Here is a 16,953-nt window from a genome sequence, read left to right as displayed (position 1 = left end):
TTTACGTAAATTTACAAATAACAGATCAAACATGAACGCAGTTTAAACGTATGAAGAAAACGCGCACATAAACTGCTGTGCGCGTCGGTTGGGGAAGTTTTAAATATTAATTTTGCTCAAAGCGGGCTTCGAGCCAAGTATCATCTTGAGCAAAGTTTAAAGTTTTAATCTTACCTTTGCCCTCAACGTTTACCATATTTACCTGAGATGGCCATAAATCACGAAGTGCGCCATTACTCATTTTAATTCCTTCAATATTTTCAGGAATTGGTGCTTCTTGGTAAACCCAAAAAAACTTACCATCAACTTGTGCTCCCACAAAGTTAAGTGGTAAAGGTTCACCACTTAACGTTTGTAGAGCAACATGCGATTCAACATACTTAGCAAAACGTTGTTGGTCGGCTTTATTACTAATAATATCAATTTTGCCTTTAAACAATGTTCCTACGGCGTGTTCGGTATCATGTAAATAAAAGCGATGCATTAATTCAACATTATGCGTTCGTTTATTAAAAAGCACGGTTGTAACTGACGACTTTAGTTGATGCGCCATACTTGGCGCAGCAACTAAAAGGCAAACAATAATAAGCAAAAAGCGCATTATTGCTGCTCCTCACCGTCATCCTTTTCGTCTTTCTTCTCATCAGTTTTAAGCTCAGTTTTAATATCTTGCATGATATCGCGACTTACTTTAGCTTTACTCTTTTCCTTTTTAAACACTTCAATACGTGAAGGAATAATACGACGAGGGTAGTTATTGTTTTCAACATCTACGTCAGCTGTTTCCCAGCCTGGATCGACAGTAACTGATACAAGCGGTTTGTTTTTATCGGTAACAATCAGCTTCTGAACGTTTTTATAATTACGACGCCAAATTTCAGCAGGAATATAGCGCTCTTCTTTAGTGCCATCTTCATATGTTAGCTCTAATAGAATAGGCATTACCAAACCGCCAAGGTTTGAAAATTCCATAACGTAATAGTTTTTATCTTCTTCTAAAGCACGCTCAAGCGTTTTACGCTCCCACGGCTCTAAGCCTTTTAAAAACTTATTGTACGAGTTACGTTCTTTATTGGTTACAGTAAAACGGTCGTTTTCGTCATAAAAATCGGTAACATCAGAGTTTTTCTCAACCCATGTTTTTTTACCTTGTGCGCGGTTACGCTCAACAAATAATGAAGTAGGTTTGTCTGCTTCAATATCACGTAAACGGCTGTAATCAATATCAGGGTTTTTAGTGTCTAAACGTAGTTGATATACTTTATCTAAAGAGATATCTACATGGTCTGTGGTGTAAAACCAGCCACGCCAAAACCAATCTAAATCAACACCAGAGGCTTCTTCCATTGTACGGAAAAAATCAGCTGGAGTAGGGCGCTTGTATTTCCAGCGCTGAGCATACTCTTTAAATGCAAAGTCGAATAAGTCACGACCTAAAATTACTTCACGTAAAATATTAAGGGCTGCTGCAGGTTTAGTATAAGCATTAGGACCTAAGCGTAATACACTGTCTGACTGAGTCATAACAGGTACTTGGTTTTCAGACTTCATGTAGCTCACTATATCGCGAGGCTCAACACCCCAAGGAATAGTAGGATCCCATTCACGACCAGCAACGCCATCTAAAAAGCTATTTAAGCCTTCATCCATCCACGTCCATTGGCGCTCATCTGAGTTAACAATCATTGGAAAGTAAATATGACCCACTTCATGAATAACTACGCCAAGTAAAAAGCGCTTTTCAGCTTGAGAATAAGTACGTGTACCATCATCTTGTAACTTAGTACGCGGGCCGTTAAAGGTAATCATTGGGTATTCCATACCGCCAACAGGGCCATTTACCGATTGCGCAGTTGGGTATGGGTAGTCAAAAGAATACTTAGAGTACACTTCCATTGTGTGTACTACCGCTTCAGTTGAGTACTTCTCCCATAAGTCACCACCTTCTTTAGGGAAGAACGACATTGCCATAACTAAAGGCTGAACGTCACCACCTTGTTGATAGCCTTTTGCATCCCACATAAACTTACGAGACGACGCCCAGGCAAAGTCACGTACGTTTTGCGCTTTAAAGTGCCACGTTTTAGTTTTGTCGGTGCCTTCTTTTTCGTTTTCTAGCGCTTCTTCTGCGTTAACAATAAACACAGGACGCTTAGATGTTTCGGCTTGCTTTAAACGTTTGCGCTGAGTACTTGTAAGTACTTTGCTCGCGTTATCAAGTTTACCTGTTGCCGATACAATGTGATCTGCCGGAACAGTAATCTCAACATCGTAATCACCAAACTCAAGCGTAAACTCACCAGAGCCTAGAAACGGCTTGTTTGTCCATGCTTCGTAATCGGTATAAGCGGCTAAACGAGGAAACCACTGAGCAATTAAGAATATGTCGTTGCCGTCTTCTTCAAAGTGCTCGTAACCAGAACGTGCACCCACTGCATCTTCTTCAACAATGTTGAAGGCAAAGTTCATGCTAAATTCGACTTCTTTACCTGGTTTTAATGGCTCGTTTAAATCGATGCGCATTAAGGTATCAACTACAGTTACGCGTAGCTCTTTACCATCGTCATCTTTTACGCCACTGATTGTATAACCCAGTTCGTTGTCGCTCATAAATTGCTGACGACGTAATTCACCTAAACTTAATTTAGCGGGCTTTTGAGCTGGTAGGCTTTCTAAAGTGCTTTTAAATGTTTTAGTTGTTTCGGCAATAGAGTCACTTTTAAAAATATTTTGATCTAACTGTAACCATAAATATTTAAGCGTATGTGGTGAGTTGTTTTTATATTCAATGCTTTGACTACCAGTAATGCGGTGCTTTTGTTCATCTAGCTTCACATCAATATCGTAATTTACACGTTGCTGCCAGTATTTTTCACCTGGTTCGCCAGCGGCACTACGATAAACATTGGGTGTAGGAAGCGCTTCGTCTAATTGACGAAATTTATCAACAAAAGAACCTTTTGTTTGCTCAACCGAAGACGCCATAGCTGCACTCGATATTGCGAATGGCAATACAAAAGCACTTAGCGTAAGACCTATTTTTTTCATTGTTAGTCCTAATATAATTTTGTGAGCGTACTTTGACAAATATACCAGTTAGCTTCAATAAATTAGCGACCAAGTACCGTATTTTTAGGGTGATGTTCACTTAGTTTTTTAGATTGAAAAATACAATTATTTTGTAACAAAATACGAATAGATAAAAACTGTAAAGGGGGTTTACAAAATTGGGTTTTAATAATGGTTTTGATCGGTTAAATACTAAGTCCCAGAACTTAAAAAAATATCATTCATTTTATATATATTGCTAAAAAAGTATTGCTTTGGCATTACCAGGTAGACCATTAATCCTACGTATAAGTATTACTAATTCGCAACAAGTAAATGGCCTAAAAGCCCTTTCTACTGAACAAAAACACAGTGAAACGAGTAAATAATTGGCTCAAATATTGCCGAACTTCATTAATATTCGCTATTTGTACGATAAATGACAAATAGTGTAATTTTAGGTTGATCTTTAGTGCTGTTTATATTTAAAATCGCCAACCTTTTTATTTGAGGCAAATAAATTCGTCACATTTATCCTCAAATTAATATCGATTACTAGCAAGAAATGCGGTGGGCTTATGGATTTTTACATCCTAAAAAAACAACAAGAACTAATTGCGATTCCAGCAAGTGAGAATAACTGTAAGCAGTATCTCGATTCGGGTTATTTTTATATCGATAAAGTAGCAGCGTGCAACGAAACTAATGCACTAAAGGCGCTACACGCAAAACAAACTAAAACGTTAAAAATTCCATTATTAATGGCACTTTTAGCATTACCGGTTGTTTTTTCAGCTTGGTACAGTTTAACCTAACGTAATGCATGCCTTAGGCTTGCATCTTTAACAGCCTTGGGTATATTGGCGCTCTTACGGTTTTATTAAGAGCGCGACATGAAAGTCCTCCACACCTCAGATTGGCACCTTGGCCAACAATTTTACGAACACGATCGCCGTGTTGAACATCAAGCTTTTTTTACATGGTTATTAGCCACTCTTGTTGAACAACAAATAGACTTACTTTTAGTTGCGGGCGATATTTATCATACAGCAACACCAAGTGCTAGCGCCGAAAATCAGCTTTATCAATTTATTAAAGACGCCAAAAAAGCATGCCCACTATTACACGTAGTGATTATTGCGGGTAACCACGACTCTGCAAATCGTATTTTGGCAGCTCAGCCATTACTTGCACAGTTTGATACTCACGTAGTAGGGCGCTTTGATGTCGCAACACCAGATGAAACTGTTATTACCATAAATACCAATGGTAAACGCGCTGTAATCGTCGCTATGCCATTTTTGCGTGCAAGCGATGTAAGTTTGCTTAGCCAAACCGAAAACGGTCCTAGTTATGCTCAAGGCGTTTCAAAAGCTTACGAACTTGCACTAGAGCAAGCTACTAATATAAACGAGCAAAACTCACCATTAATAGTTATGGGGCATTTACACGCAAAGGGCGGGGACATTTCAAGTGATTCTGAGCGTAACTTAGTAATAGGTGGTGAAGAGTCTATTTCAGCCAATGTATTTGGTAAACAAGCCAACTACGTTGCCCTTGGGCACTTACACAAAGCGCAACAAGTCGCTAAAAGTGATGTTATTCGCTACAGTGGCACACCTATCCCTATGTCGTTTTCAGAACGTAACTACACGCACCAAGTAAATGTTGTTGAGTTTATTATTGATGAAAAACAACATATTAGTACAACTGTAAACCCCCTTTACATTCCGCGCTCTGCCGATGTAATTATTTTACCAAAAGGGGAGTGTGTACCATTAAGCGAACTATGCGAGCAAATTAAAGCGCTCGACACTGCACAAAATACAATAGCGCCTTATTTACGTGTAAAGCTTAAATCAAGCGATACCGACACCACCTTCAGAGAACAAATAGAACAAGCACTTGAAGGCAAGCATATTAAATTTTGTGGTATTGAACGTGTACGTGAGCAATCAGCGCAAAATGACGACAGCACCGTATTTGAAGATTTAAGCGAAGTTGAAATGCTCAACCCACTAAACCTATTAGAACAAGCATTCGCAAACGATAAAGACATGGCAGGGCAAAGCGTACCCGATGAGCTAAAAGCACTTTTAAGTGATGTGATAAACGAGCTTACGGAGCAAGAACAACTATGAAAATAACCGCAGTTCGTATTCATAATTTAGCCTCAATAGTTGACGCTGAAATAGATTTTACTAAAGCTCCATTAAAAGATGCAGGATTGTTTGCGATAACAGGCGATACTGGCGCTGGTAAAAGTACCTTTTTAGATGCCATTTGTTTAGCCCTTTATACAAAAACAGCGAGGCTGCGCGGTGATAAAGGTAACTTAATTGAGTTTAACGGCGACAGCATTAAGCTTAATGATGCGCGAAACTTGCTACGCAGAGGTACATGGGAAGGCTACGCCGAGGTCGACTTTTTAGGACAAGATAAACAGCTTTATCGTGCGCGCTATACAATTGCACGGACCCATAAAAAAGTAACAGGAAAACTTAAAGTAGCAGAGCACACTTTAGTAACCCTGCCAGACGAAACCCTTATAGCTGACAAAAGCCACACAATAAAAGAAGTCGAGAGTAAAATAGGGCTTAACTTTGAGCAGTTCTCCCGTGCCGTACTTTTAGCACAACATGAGTTTGCTGCGTTTTTAAAAGCCACTGGCGATGAGCGAGCGCAACTTTTAGAGTGCTTAACGGGCACCGATAAATTTAGCCGTATTGGCGTGCGTATTTTTGAGCGTCATAAAGAGCAAGTAGCAACGCTTGAAGCGCTTAAAGCTGGTCTTGAAAGCTATACTTTGTTAACGAGCGATGAACTTGAGCTACAACAAACCAAGTTAACCGATTTAAAAGCGCAAACCGAACACACTAAAAAAGAGCTATCCAAAACCGAAAAAGCACTTAACTGGTATCAGCAAGCTACAGTGCTTGAGCAAAACTTACTGCAAGCACAGCAAACCCAGCAACAAGCAAGCTCAGCGCTTGAAAGTATCGTTGAGCAAAGCGAGCAAGCAAAACAAGCCAAGCAGGCACTTGAAATAAAAGATAACCGCAGTCGTTTTACTCAATTAACCGATCAAAATACGGCGCAAAACCAGCAAATTTCATCGCTTAAAAGTGTTGATCATTTAGCGGTAATTAACGAGCGTAATACCGCGCTTACTAAGCATACCGAGCTGCTTAATAACGCCAATGAGCAAAAACAAAATGCAGCGCCCGTTATAGCTAAAGCGCGAGAGCTCGACAGCAATATTGCCTTGCAAACTCAAGCTGTAAAAGGTACTGAGTCGCAAATAACCAAAGAGCAATCTCAGTTTGATGAGTTCACACAGCAGCTTAAACAAAGCAATAGCGAGCTTGAACTCGCTAATACCGAATCAACTAAAAGCCAGCAATGGCTTAATGAGCATGCACAGCTGCATGTTTTAGCAAAAGACTGGAGCTACTATCAGCAAAGCTTTAATACCTACTTAAATGCACAGCAGCAATTAACCGCAAACCTTGCACAAAGCCAAACTCTTAATAGCGAGCTTGCAAGTCAGAGCGATCTTTTAAATGCGCAAAATAATAAAGTGCAGCAGTGCGAGGTGGCACTTAGTGGTGAGCAATCAACTTTACAGGCATTAAATACTCAGCTTAATGAATTTAATGCAGAGCACTGTGACGCTCAGCTAAAAAGTATTGATTACTTAAAAGAGCAGCGAGAGCGCTACGGGCAATTTAACGCAGAACTAAAACAAAGTACTCAACGCCAACAAGTGCTTAATCAGCAGTTAAATGAAAGCCAGCAAGCCCATGCTTTACTTAATCAGCATTTAATAACCAGCGAGCAAGCGCTTAAAGGCAACGAGTACGCACTTAACCAAGCGCGCTTAAGAGCCAGCGAGAACGTAGAGCATTTACGCACTGAGCTTCGCCCTAATGAACCTTGTTTAGTGTGCGGTGCAACTGAGCACCCGTATGCGGTAAATCAAAATCAGCAATTAAATAACTTAATTACTGATTTTGAAAATGATTTTAATATAGCTAAAAAGCAATTTGACCATGCACAAAGCGAGCTGCATAAGCACCAAACTCAACATGCCGTATTAACTGCTGAACACGGACAACTTGAGCAAATAATACAAACAGCAAAAGCTAAACAGCTCGACATTAAAAATACCATGCAAGGCGCACGCACAGAGCTTAACGACTTAACGCCTGGTCAGCTTGAAGTAACTTATAAGCAGTTAACGGAGCAAAAAGCGCAATACTTTGAGCAGCAAAAACGCCAGCGTACACTGCAAACTAAAGTAAATGAGCTACTAGCAGCACTTAAAGCAGAGCAGCAAGTACAGCAGCAACTTAGTAATAAACACCTTGAGTTTACACATCAGCAAAACCAGTTAACGAGTAAGCATAGCGAACTTAGTGTGCAAATTAACGAGCTTGGTACAACGCTCAATAATCAATTTGAAAACAGTGATTTTTGGCAGCAACTACAAGCCAATACGCTTGAACTTAGCGAGCTGCACGAGCAGGTTACGCAGTATCAGCAAACTCAAACGCAACTTGAGCAAAGCCAAAAGCGCCAAGACAAAGCTAATGAACAAATAAAGCAGCTCACACCGCTCATAAGTAACAACGAGCAGTCGTTAAAAGCACTTAATGAAGAGCTTGTAAAAGCTAAAAATTTACTAAGCACTGTACAAAGTGAGCGCTTAGCTTTATTTAATAACGAGCAAATAAGCGCAGACGACTACCAAGCAAAACTCACAAGTGCGCAAGAGCAACTGCAATCGCAGGTTCAAGCGAGTCAAAAAGCCTATGACGACGCGATAAAACAACGAGATGAGCACGCCATAACGCTTAAAAATGTAGAGCAACGCTTACTTGAAAACAGCCAAGAGCTAGCAACGCTTGAGGCACGTTATAACCAGTGGTTTACTGACTTTAAAGTGCAATATAGCAATGCAACGCACGAACAGGTCAAAATTTTACTAACGCTTAGTAGCGAGACTATTAAAGCGCATTTAACTCAGCACGAGCAGTTAACTCAAGCCCTAACAGATGCAAACGCCGCATTAAAACAGCAGCAACTTACGCTTGAAAAACACAACAGTAGCGATAAACCAACGCAAAGTGCAGAGGCTTTAAGTACGCAACTAAGCAGCTTAAACGAGCAACAAACGCAGCTGCAAAATTCATTACTAGCAACTAATACCGCTATTGAGCAACATAACCAAAATGCGAAAGCGCTTGAAGGCAAACAAGCTGAGTTAACTACGCTTAAAACCCAGGTTGAACAATGGCACTTGCTTAATAAAGTATTGGGTGATGCAACGGGTAAAACCATGCGTAACTTAGCGCAAACACAAACGTTAAAAATATTACTGCACTATGCAAACAGCCATTTAAAAACACTCAACAAACGCTACGAATTAACCGCCATAGCGCAAACACTCGACATTGCAATTATTGACCGCGACATGGCCGACGAGCAACGCTCTGTTAATACACTCTCAGGCGGGGAGTCATTTTTAGTATCGCTCGCACTTGCACTTGGTTTAGCATCGCTTTCGTCAAACAAAGTACAAATCAATTCTTTGTTTATTGACGAAGGGTTTGGTACGTTAGACAGCGAAACCCTAAGCATTGCAATGGACGCTTTGGATTCTTTGCAAGCACAAGGCAGAAAAGTAGGCGTTATATCGCACGTAACACAAATGAGCGAGCGTGTAGCCACTCAAGTGCATGTAGCCAAAAAGCCAGGTGGATATTCCACAGTTGAAGTTTTATAAGCAACATTACTGAAAACAAGGAGATACAATGCCAACGTTTACAGGCGAGCAAGCAACACAATACGATAGCCGTATAACCCGTTTAGTTCCTGGTTATGAATTATTACATCAGCTCACTAACGCACAGCTAAAAGCAACGCTAAGCGATAATGCGCATATTTTAGTAGTAGGGGCAGGCACAGGCAAAGAAGTACTTGCACTGGCTGCATTAAACCCTACATGGCAATTTACCGCGCAAGATACATCAGTCGATATGCTTGCTATCGCGAAGCAGCAATTTGATGAGCAAGGCATAGCAAGCCGCGTTAATATTCATAGTGGACCTGTTAATAAATTATCGGTTAAAGCCGATGCCGTTTTATGTTTATTGGTAATGCATTTTGTACAAGATAATGGCGATAAAAAAGAGTTATTAAAAGCGATTAAAGGAAGCCTTAAAAAAGACGCCAACCTTTATATTGCAGATTTAATGCGCCCTGAAACTTCATTTGAGCGCGAAGCCCAGCTTACAACGTGCGCGCAATTGGGTTTAACCGAAACAGGTAAAACACAAACAGGGCACGACTTAGAAAATGAGTTTTACCCGCTAGATAGAATGCGCTTTAGCGAACTGCTAAATGAGTGCAAATTTGGCATTCCGAAGCTGTATTTTAAAGCGCTAGGTTTTAGTGGGTATGTAGTTTAAGTTTTACAAGCTGAACAAGCACCCGCGATTCAGCACCAATAAAAACACCGAGTGAACAAACTCGGTGTTTTTATGTAAACCTCTCTACACCACGCTTTTATTTTATACGTAGGTCGGTTAAGCGAAGCGCCACCCGACGCTCTAATATCCACATCACTCAGATCATTGCTGTGCCAGCAATCCTAACCAATCTCTCCAAGCGCTTTTATTGCAGCTTGTGCTTTATCTGTTTGTACAAAAATATGGTCGTGATAAAACGCAGCTACTACATTAGCGCTAATGCCATGCTCAGTCAGCTTTGCAGATACCGCAGCAGTTAGCCCAACGGCCTCTAAGCTTGAATGTACATTAAGAGTAATTAAATTATATTTACCCTCGTAAGTAATACCTGCTTTATCGGCGGTTTCAGCTTTTAAAATAAGGGTTAGCCCTTCCTCTTCAACATAAGTGGCAAGTGGCTCTAAATGAACATAATCAGCCAATTTTCCTGCTAAGCAACAAAAAATATACTCGCCTTGCTTAAGCGCTGGCTGCATTGATTTTAATAATTGATTTAACTCTAAAATTCCGGCCATAGTCGTTCCCTACAATGTGTTATTTAGTGTTATTTAGTGACTTTTAGTTGCGCGACTAGTTCGCTTAATCTCGCAATTTTTATATTACTTAACTGTCTATAATCAAAATATGGGCACACAATAATGTTGTTACTGGTGTCTATTGCAAACTCGTCGTCGAGCCAATCAAATTGTGCATGTAACTTACCTTGTTGTAATAAGTTTTTAGCGTGCGTACGCCCAGCAATTATATGTAGCTGGTTTTTATTGCTAGTAGCTTTATCTGGGCAAGTACTAGTAATGTCAGGCGCGCTAAATAGCAGGGCGGTTTTACTATTGTTTTGCAGTAAATACTCATCGCGATATTGTTGCCAAGTAGGGGCTTGTTTAGCAAATGAATAATGCTCACTTGGCAGGGCAAATAGCACTTTTGCGTACACGTTAAACACTTTGCGCCAACCATTACCACAGTGCTGGTTTATGGTATTTATTTGCTCATTTATAACTGGCTCAAGGCATTCGAGTGTTTCAAAAAACGGCATTGGCGGCGCTTTTGCTACGTATACCGCCACGCTAAATTGCGTATCACCTAAGCCAACTAATTGGGTATTCAAGTTAGTTAGCCTTGTTTTGCGCTAAAATACGGTCGAGGTTATTTGCAAAGTTTTGGCGATCGGTTTGGCTAAGTGGCGGCGGCCCACCACTCATTTCTACGCCACTTGAGCGCATGGTATCCATAAAGTCTCGCACGTTAAGTATTGAGCGGATATTCTCGGTGGTATAAAGCTCGCCACGCGGGTTGAGTGCTTGCCCGCCGTTATCAATTACTTCACTTGCTAGCGGAATATCGCCCGTAATAACTAAATCGCCTTTTTCAATACGTTTTACTATTTCGTCGTCGGCTACATCAAACCCCGACGATACTTGAACGCGGCTTATGTATTTTGACGGCGGAATACGCATTGCGTGATTAGCCACTAAAATAGTCTCGATTTTCATACGCTCTGCAGCTCTAAAAAGTATTTCTTTTATAACAACAGGACACGCGTCTGCATCTACCCAAATTTTCATGCTATGGTCATTTTTATTGCTTTAGAATTAATATGATCCTATAGCAAAATTTTTTAATCGGCTAGCAAACTTTATATCCATCTATATTTAGATAATACGTACTATTTATGTAATTTAAAAAGGAGCTTACATGAAGGCTATTAAATACGGTTTACTTATTACAGGGCTATTTTTTCTTAGTGCTTGCACCAGCCCTCCTGAGGGAATAACACCCGTTAAAAACTTTGATATACAAAAATATAAAGGCAAATGGTTTGAAATAGCGCGGCTCAATCACTCATTCGAAGAAGGTATGGAGCAAGTTACCGCGACTTATTCAATTAACGACGACGGCACAGTAAAGGTCCTTAACAAAGGGTATTTAACGGATGATAAAAAATGGGATGACGCCGAAGGCTTGGCCAAGTTTGTTGAGGGCACTGACACCGGGCATTTTAAAGTTTCGTTTTTTGGTCCATTTTATGGCGCTTACGTGATTTTTGAACTTGACCAACCCGATTATCAATATGCATTTATAACCAGTTACAACAAAGATTACTTGTGGTTTTTATCGCGTACACCAACGGTTAGCAAAGAGCTTAAAGAACACTTTTTAACTAAAGCTAAAGAGTTGGGCTTTGCTACCGATGAAATAATTTGGGTTAAGCAATAAACAATGTAAAGCCCCTTTACAGTAGTAATAAAAGAGTCACCTAACTGTAAAGTAACTTAAATATATTATGGTTATATTGTGTGTACTTGCCGTGAGACAGCAAGTATTGGAAACACTAAATATCCCCTATTGTTGGCAAGCTATATAGCTTGCCATTTTTTTTGCCTAATCTATGGGAAAGTAACGGATCACGTTTTTACTAACTAAGGCTAGTTTAATGCTAAAAACAACCCACTTAGTACAACTAACACGCTATTTAAAACACTAAACCACTTTACGTAGCCTACTAAAAAATTATAAAAAACCATTATAATTAAGACACTTAGGCTCATAAAACCGCAAAATAGTAATGTTCCATATCCACCTTGAGTAACTATACAAAGCACCAAGCTTAGTAAAATACTGATCCAAGCTGCTAATAGCAGCTTTTTACGTTGGGATTCTGTAGGGCGTTTTTTAAATACATCTTTAAAATGATTATACTTAGCCAGCGCAAAACAGTTAAAACTGAGCAGACATAGGCTGAACCCAAGTAAATCAATCATGGTTTTTGCCTTTTAAGGTTATTAGATTGACTAGGGCTGATTATTTTTGAGTTGTTTTTAGCAGTACGTAATTTTTCGGTTTGTATAAAAAATAATATACTAAATAACAAAAACAGTGCATCAAAAGTAAATAAAGCCCACTGTTTGTGCATCAAATAGCTAACTATATTACCGTTAGTTGTAAGTGCATTAATAACCGGTACGCTTAAACATGCAACAGCATTTATAGCTGCCATAACTCGCCATTGCAGTGTGTCGCGCTTTATAAGTGCTAAAAGAGCAACCGCTAGCCATGTTAAAAAGAACGCGAGTATTTCTTTATCGGCGCGCTCTGCGGTAGTTGGGCTAAGTAGTCTGTTAGCAATAAAAAATGCACACGTTGCCAGTGGAAGTCCCATAATAGTGGCTAGGTTTAACCCTTCAACTAGTTTTAAACCAAACGAAGGTTTAACGTTATTTTTAGTTCGCTCGCGAATTCGCTTAGCCCACATAATACAGCCAGAGCCAATCATTACACAGCCTGCAATACCGCCTAATACGTATAACCAGCGCAACAACCACGTAGCTAAACGCCCCGTATGCATTGAATTAAGCGACTCGTAAAGCGCTTTGCTGCTAGTTAGCTCGTCATCAGTTTTAGCAACCATTTGCCCTGTAGCACCACTAAATATTAAGCGTGGTGCTTGGTCACGCAGTGTTTTACCTGCGCTTACCAATACGGTAATTGTTGAAGCTGCCATATTTGGTTGGTTAACTTGTACGCGAGTAATATCTGCATGAGGCCACTTAGTATAAACCTGATCCAAAATGCTTTGAATCGGCACCATTGATGATTCGCCTTGGGCTTTATCGGTCATGGTGTTGCGAGGGGTTACATCGTTAAAAAAGCCACGCATGCCGTCATCGTAAGACGTTTGCGCAGGGTAGGGAAACAACATAAATATGAGCGTAATCATGCCCGTGTAAGTAATCATTAAATGAAAAGGCAGGGCAAGCACAGAGCTTAAATTGTGGGCATCTAACCACGTACGGCTACCTTTATTACGTCTAAAACTAAACATATCTTTAAAAATACGCTTATGAATAACCACACCCGATATAATGGCAATTAGCATAAAAAAGCTGGCAAAGCATACAATCCAGCGTGCGGTTATTGCATCCATGTAATGTAAATCATAATGCAACCGATAAAAAAAGTTACCACCTTTAGTATCTACAAAGGGCTCAAGCTCTTTCATGGTATTAGGGTTTAACTGTGTGTTTTTAAACTGGCTGCGGCGCTGGCCTGGCTCTTTTGGCTTTGCATAACCATAAATTAAATAAGGAATACGCGGCTCAGGTAATGTAATACGCCAGCTTGATGAGTTAGCTCCATGGTTAGCTAAGTAATCGAACCCTGTAATTATTTGTTGTTTTTGCGCTTCTATACGCTGTGTTTGGGCTTGTACATTATGTATGGCAGGTTGATTCCACAGCGTTATTTCGTCTCTAAAAAAGCTAAGTGTTCCTGCAAAAAATATTAAATATAATAACCAACAAACGAGTAACCCTACCCAAGTGTGTAACCAAGTCATCGATCTGAAAAAGCTGTCTTTCATACCCAACCCTTTAGTAATACAAGCAATCCGATAAACGCACCTGTACTTAGTAAAATACTGATCCAAACTTTTCTTAATGATTTAACGCTAAAGGCATAAATAAATACAACGGCATAAATTAAAATGCTAATTGAAACACTAAAAAGCACAGCGTCTTGTTTAGCTATTGGCAATACAAAACTTAATAACGCAGTACTTGCAGAGGTAAAGGCATAGCCACCAATTATGGCAATAAAAAAACGTAAAAATACCAAAACTCGATAACTGCTTACGCTTTTTACTATAAGCGCAATTACGTTAACCTTATCGAATGGCGCACTGTGCAAAGGTGCCTGCATAGTTAATTAATCCCTTTATTTAAAGCTGAGGATAAAACAAAGGCGCTATTATATATGTTACAAATACAAAAGATAGCTATTCTCATTTGTAGTCATTAACTTTTAAGTAAATTATGCTTACTTACTCAATTACTTAGTAAAATACTGATCTGTTATTGTTTAATGATATTGCACAGGCTGCATGTAAAGCTTAAGGTTAATAAACTGAGTAAAAATAAAGAGTGAAATAACGATGAGCGATCACGAAAAACTAAATTATGTAGAGTTTCCTGCATGCGACTTACCCGCAACTAAGGCCTTTTTTAGTCATGTATTTAATTGGCAGTTTACTGACTACGGCCCAGAATACACGGCGTTTAGTGGGCAGGGGTTAGATGGTGGGATTTTTCAGGCTCCATTAAAATCACTAACTCAGCATGGGGCAGCATTACTTATTTTTTATAGCGACGACATACACGCAACCTTTAAAAAAGTAGAGACATTTGGCGGAGTAATATTAAAACCTATTTTTGAGTTTCCTGGCGGTTGTCGGTTTCACTTTACAGAACCAAGTGGTAACGAATTTGCGGTATGGGCGAAAGAACACTAGGTACTATAAGGGCTGTAGGGCATTTAGGCTTAAAGATCAGGATTTTACTAACTAATCGCCATTTTAGATAAAATAAACCGATTTTTTACCAACTCATTTATCCTAAATGGCCATTTAGGATAAAAATTAAGCATTTAAGGCCAAATAAACATGAATAGTCACCAATTAATAGACCAAGTTAGTAAATGCGTGATCTGTGATCCTCATTTACCTTTAGGGGCTCGACCTGTAATACAATTTAACCCAAACGCACGTATTTTAATCGCGGGCCAAGCACCGGGTATAAAAGTTCACGAAACAGGCGTGCCGTTTAACGATACAAGCGGAAACCGCCTACGAGAATGGCTTGGGCTAACAAGGGATGAATTTTACGATGCTAATAATATAGCAATTTTACCTATGGGCTTTTGCTACCCGGGTAGGGGTAAGTCGGGTGATTTACCACCGAGAAAAGAATGTGCCCCAGCATGGCGCGAGCAATTATTGGCTGCACTACCAAATATTGAGCTGACAATAGTATTAGGTAAATACGCGCAGGCGTATCATTTACCAGAGACTAAAAAAATGCCACTTACGGAGTTAGTAAAATCGTGGCGTGAGTATTGGCCAAATTATTTAGTGCTTCCACATCCGAGTCCGCGTAATAATATATGGCTTAAAAAGAACCCATGGTTTGAACAAGATGTACTTCCAGAACTGGGTAAACGCATTGCTACTATTTTAAATAAGTAATGCTTCTAGCATTAGGATTTATTGTAAAGGGGCTTTATACCAATCCGCAATAATACTTAATCATTTTGCGGGGCTAAACGTGTCGCTACATGTGTTAAAAAATTCTCATTTACGACTGCATGGATGCAGAAGGTAGAGCAATGCAGGAGCAATTGCCGAGAACAACTAAATAGCGAATTTTTTGCCTAGCTATCAACACGTTTTTCCATCCTCAAAATAGATCTCTTAATTAAGCGAATTGGTATACAGTTAACTTAAAAATTAACACTCCAATTAAAAACAATAACAAACGAGGCTGTCTAATTTGAATGCATCTATATTAACCGAAGTAATACTTCCGCTCGCTCTTGCACTTATTATGTTTGGTATGGGTCTTGGGCTCACAACAAACGATTTTACTCGTCTATTTAAAAACCCGCTCGCCATTGTTATGGGTTTAATAGGCCAACTTGTAGCAATGCCTTTATTAGCATTAGGGCTGTGTTATTTACTTAACCTATCAACGCCTATCGCTATTGGTTTAATGATATTAGCTGCCTGCCCAGGCGGTACTATGTCAAATGTAGTAAGCCAGCTTGCTAAAGCTAATTTAGCGCTTTCGGTAAGTTTAACCGCTGCCTCTACCGCAATTAGTATAATAACCACACCGTTTATTATTGGCTTTGCTATGAGTCAGTTTGCCCCAGCAGACGATGCTACTTTTTCTATTTTAACTACTTCATTAGGGCTATTTTTTATTACCTTAGTGCCAGTTGCTATAGGCATTTGGTTACGTCACTTTAAAAGTGATTTTGCCATTAAAGCAGAGCCGTTTTTTAGACGCTTCTCGTTGTTTTTTATGCTTATGATGATTGCCGCACTAGTAATAAAAGAGCGCGATTTATTAGTTAGCTCATTTAGCGATGTATTTTGGGCGTGCATAGCACTTAATATTGGTTCAATGGTTGTTGGTTGGTTAATTGCTAAGTGTTCAAAATTAAATTTAACTGATTCGCTGACGCTTTCAATTGAGGTTGGAATTCAAAATGCATCGTTAGCTATTTTAATTGCTATTAGCTTTTTGAATAAACCAGAATACGCGGTTACCGGTGGCGTGTATGGACTTGCTATGTTTATAGGGCCACTGCTATTAATTGGCGGGTTAAAGCTTAAAAATAAACGTACCGCTAGGGCTGTTAACTAGGGCTTTTAATTAGGGCATGTTGACCAAGTTACTTTAATTTATGGCTGCGGATAACGTAGCCGTAAACTCCAGTCTAAAAATACCACCTGTTAAATGTATGCTCAGCACCCATCGCGTCAACAAGTTGTAGGCTTATAAAACACTCTCAAGCTTGAATATAGCATTAGGCG

The 16,953-nt window shown here is 39.6% G+C and carries 16 protein-coding genes; 8 read left to right on the top strand and 8 right to left on the bottom strand.

The genetic code is table 11. The annotated features are described in order from the left end of the window. Nucleotides 1-106: 106 nt before the first annotated feature. Together P20429_RS09160 and P20429_RS09165 are read right to left on the bottom strand one after the other, a co-directional pair. Entirely contained in the window at nucleotides 107-601 is a 495-nt protein-coding gene (locus tag P20429_RS09160; protein WP_007583614.1) for a DUF6702 family protein, read from the bottom strand. Next, the gene (locus P20429_RS09165; RefSeq protein WP_007583612.1) at nucleotides 601-3,048 is read right to left on the bottom strand and encodes a M1 family metallopeptidase; all 2,448 of its coding nucleotides are present in this window, start codon (nucleotides 3,046-3,048) and stop codon (nucleotides 601-603) included. Before P20429_RS09165 ends, P20429_RS09160 begins: the two co-directional genes overlap by 1 nt. Before the next feature lie 578 nt (nucleotides 3,049-3,626). On the opposite strand from P20429_RS09165, the gene P20429_RS09170 reads away from it, so the two are divergent. The 4 genes from P20429_RS09170 to P20429_RS09185 all read left to right on the top strand — a co-directional run bounded on the left by P20429_RS09170 (nucleotide 3,627) and on the right by P20429_RS09185 (nucleotide 9,521). Then, the gene (locus P20429_RS09170; RefSeq protein WP_002959190.1) at nucleotides 3,627-3,863 is read left to right on the top strand and encodes a hypothetical protein; all 237 of its coding nucleotides are present in this window, start codon (nucleotides 3,627-3,629) and stop codon (nucleotides 3,861-3,863) included. Nucleotides 3,864-3,941: 78 nt separating this feature from the next. Then, nucleotides 3,942-5,189 carry an exonuclease SbcCD subunit D C-terminal domain-containing protein gene (locus P20429_RS09175; RefSeq protein ID WP_007583608.1) on the top strand — a complete coding sequence of 416 codons (1,248 nt, stop codon included), beginning with the start codon at nucleotides 3,942-3,944 and terminating at the stop codon, nucleotides 5,187-5,189. After that, entirely contained in the window at nucleotides 5,186-8,836 is a 3,651-nt protein-coding gene (locus P20429_RS09180; protein WP_007583605.1) for an SbcC/MukB-like Walker B domain-containing protein, read from the top strand. The genes P20429_RS09175 and P20429_RS09180 overlap by 4 nt, the downstream gene beginning before the upstream one ends. 28 nt (nucleotides 8,837-8,864) lie before the next feature. Then, the gene (locus P20429_RS09185) at nucleotides 8,865-9,521 is read left to right on the top strand and encodes a class I SAM-dependent methyltransferase (protein WP_007583603.1); all 657 of its coding nucleotides are present in this window, start codon (nucleotides 8,865-8,867) and stop codon (nucleotides 9,519-9,521) included. Between the two features lie 182 nt (nucleotides 9,522-9,703). On the opposite strand, the gene P20429_RS09190 is transcribed toward P20429_RS09185, so the two are convergent. From P20429_RS09190 to P20429_RS09200, 3 genes are read right to left on the bottom strand one after another with little or no spacing between them, the layout of a single operon-like run. Further along, nucleotides 9,704-10,096, bottom strand: coding sequence for an ACT domain-containing protein (locus P20429_RS09190; protein WP_007583601.1), 393 nt, complete (start codon nucleotides 10,094-10,096; stop codon nucleotides 9,704-9,706). Nucleotides 10,097-10,125: 29 nt separating this feature from the next. Then, nucleotides 10,126-10,689 (bottom strand): hypothetical protein, encoded by a 564-nt coding sequence (locus P20429_RS09195; protein WP_007583599.1) that lies wholly within the window; start codon nucleotides 10,687-10,689, stop codon nucleotides 10,126-10,128. Nucleotide 10,690: 1 nt separating this feature from the next. Then, nucleotides 10,691-11,146, bottom strand: a complete 456-nt coding sequence (locus P20429_RS09200) for a YaiI/YqxD family protein (RefSeq protein WP_007376692.1) — start codon at nucleotides 11,144-11,146, stop codon at nucleotides 10,691-10,693. Between the two features lie 130 nt (nucleotides 11,147-11,276). Between P20429_RS09200 and P20429_RS09205 the strand changes: the two genes are divergently transcribed. After that, a complete protein-coding gene (locus P20429_RS09205) occupies nucleotides 11,277-11,798 on the top strand; it encodes a lipocalin family protein (RefSeq protein ID WP_007583597.1) in 522 nt (173 codons plus the stop codon). A gap of 209 nt (nucleotides 11,799-12,007) precedes the next feature. Here the strand turns inward: P20429_RS09205 and P20429_RS09210 are convergent, their stop codons facing one another. Genes P20429_RS09210 through P20429_RS09220 form a run of 3 tightly spaced genes read right to left on the bottom strand, consistent with a single transcriptional unit; the run spans nucleotide 12,008 to nucleotide 14,279 of the window. Next, on the bottom strand, nucleotides 12,008-12,343 hold the full coding sequence (locus P20429_RS09210) for a DUF3325 domain-containing protein (RefSeq protein ID WP_007583595.1): 336 nt from the start codon (nucleotides 12,341-12,343) through the stop codon (nucleotides 12,008-12,010). Beyond that, complete coding sequence (locus P20429_RS09215) at nucleotides 12,340-13,941, bottom strand: PepSY domain-containing protein (RefSeq protein WP_007583593.1); 1,602 nt, start codon at nucleotides 13,939-13,941, stop codon at nucleotides 12,340-12,342. Before P20429_RS09215 ends, P20429_RS09210 begins: the two co-directional genes overlap by 4 nt. Then, the gene (locus P20429_RS09220; protein ID WP_007583591.1) at nucleotides 13,938-14,279 is read right to left on the bottom strand and encodes a hypothetical protein; all 342 of its coding nucleotides are present in this window, start codon (nucleotides 14,277-14,279) and stop codon (nucleotides 13,938-13,940) included. Before P20429_RS09220 ends, P20429_RS09215 begins: the two co-directional genes overlap by 4 nt. A 232-nt stretch (nucleotides 14,280-14,511) precedes the next feature. On the opposite strand from P20429_RS09220, the gene P20429_RS09225 reads away from it, so the two are divergent. The 3 genes from P20429_RS09225 to P20429_RS09235 all read left to right on the top strand — a co-directional run bounded on the left by P20429_RS09225 (nucleotide 14,512) and on the right by P20429_RS09235 (nucleotide 16,783). Continuing rightward, nucleotides 14,512-14,868 (top strand): VOC family protein, encoded by a 357-nt coding sequence (locus P20429_RS09225; protein WP_007583589.1) that lies wholly within the window; start codon nucleotides 14,512-14,514, stop codon nucleotides 14,866-14,868. A 150-nt stretch (nucleotides 14,869-15,018) separates the two neighbouring features. Continuing rightward, the gene (locus P20429_RS09230; RefSeq protein WP_007583587.1) at nucleotides 15,019-15,600 is read left to right on the top strand and encodes a uracil-DNA glycosylase family protein; all 582 of its coding nucleotides are present in this window, start codon (nucleotides 15,019-15,021) and stop codon (nucleotides 15,598-15,600) included. A gap of 304 nt (nucleotides 15,601-15,904) precedes the next feature. Then, entirely contained in the window at nucleotides 15,905-16,783 is an 879-nt protein-coding gene (locus tag P20429_RS09235) for a bile acid:sodium symporter family protein (RefSeq protein ID WP_007583584.1), read from the top strand. Nucleotides 16,784-16,953 lie beyond the last annotated feature (170 nt).

The organism is Pseudoalteromonas sp. BSi20429, assembly GCF_000238895.1.
Classification (GTDB): Bacteria; Pseudomonadota; Gammaproteobacteria; order Enterobacterales; family Alteromonadaceae; genus Pseudoalteromonas; species Pseudoalteromonas arctica.
The sequence above is the reverse complement of the archived record's forward strand: the minus strand, read 5'-3'. Positions and strand labels throughout refer to the sequence as shown.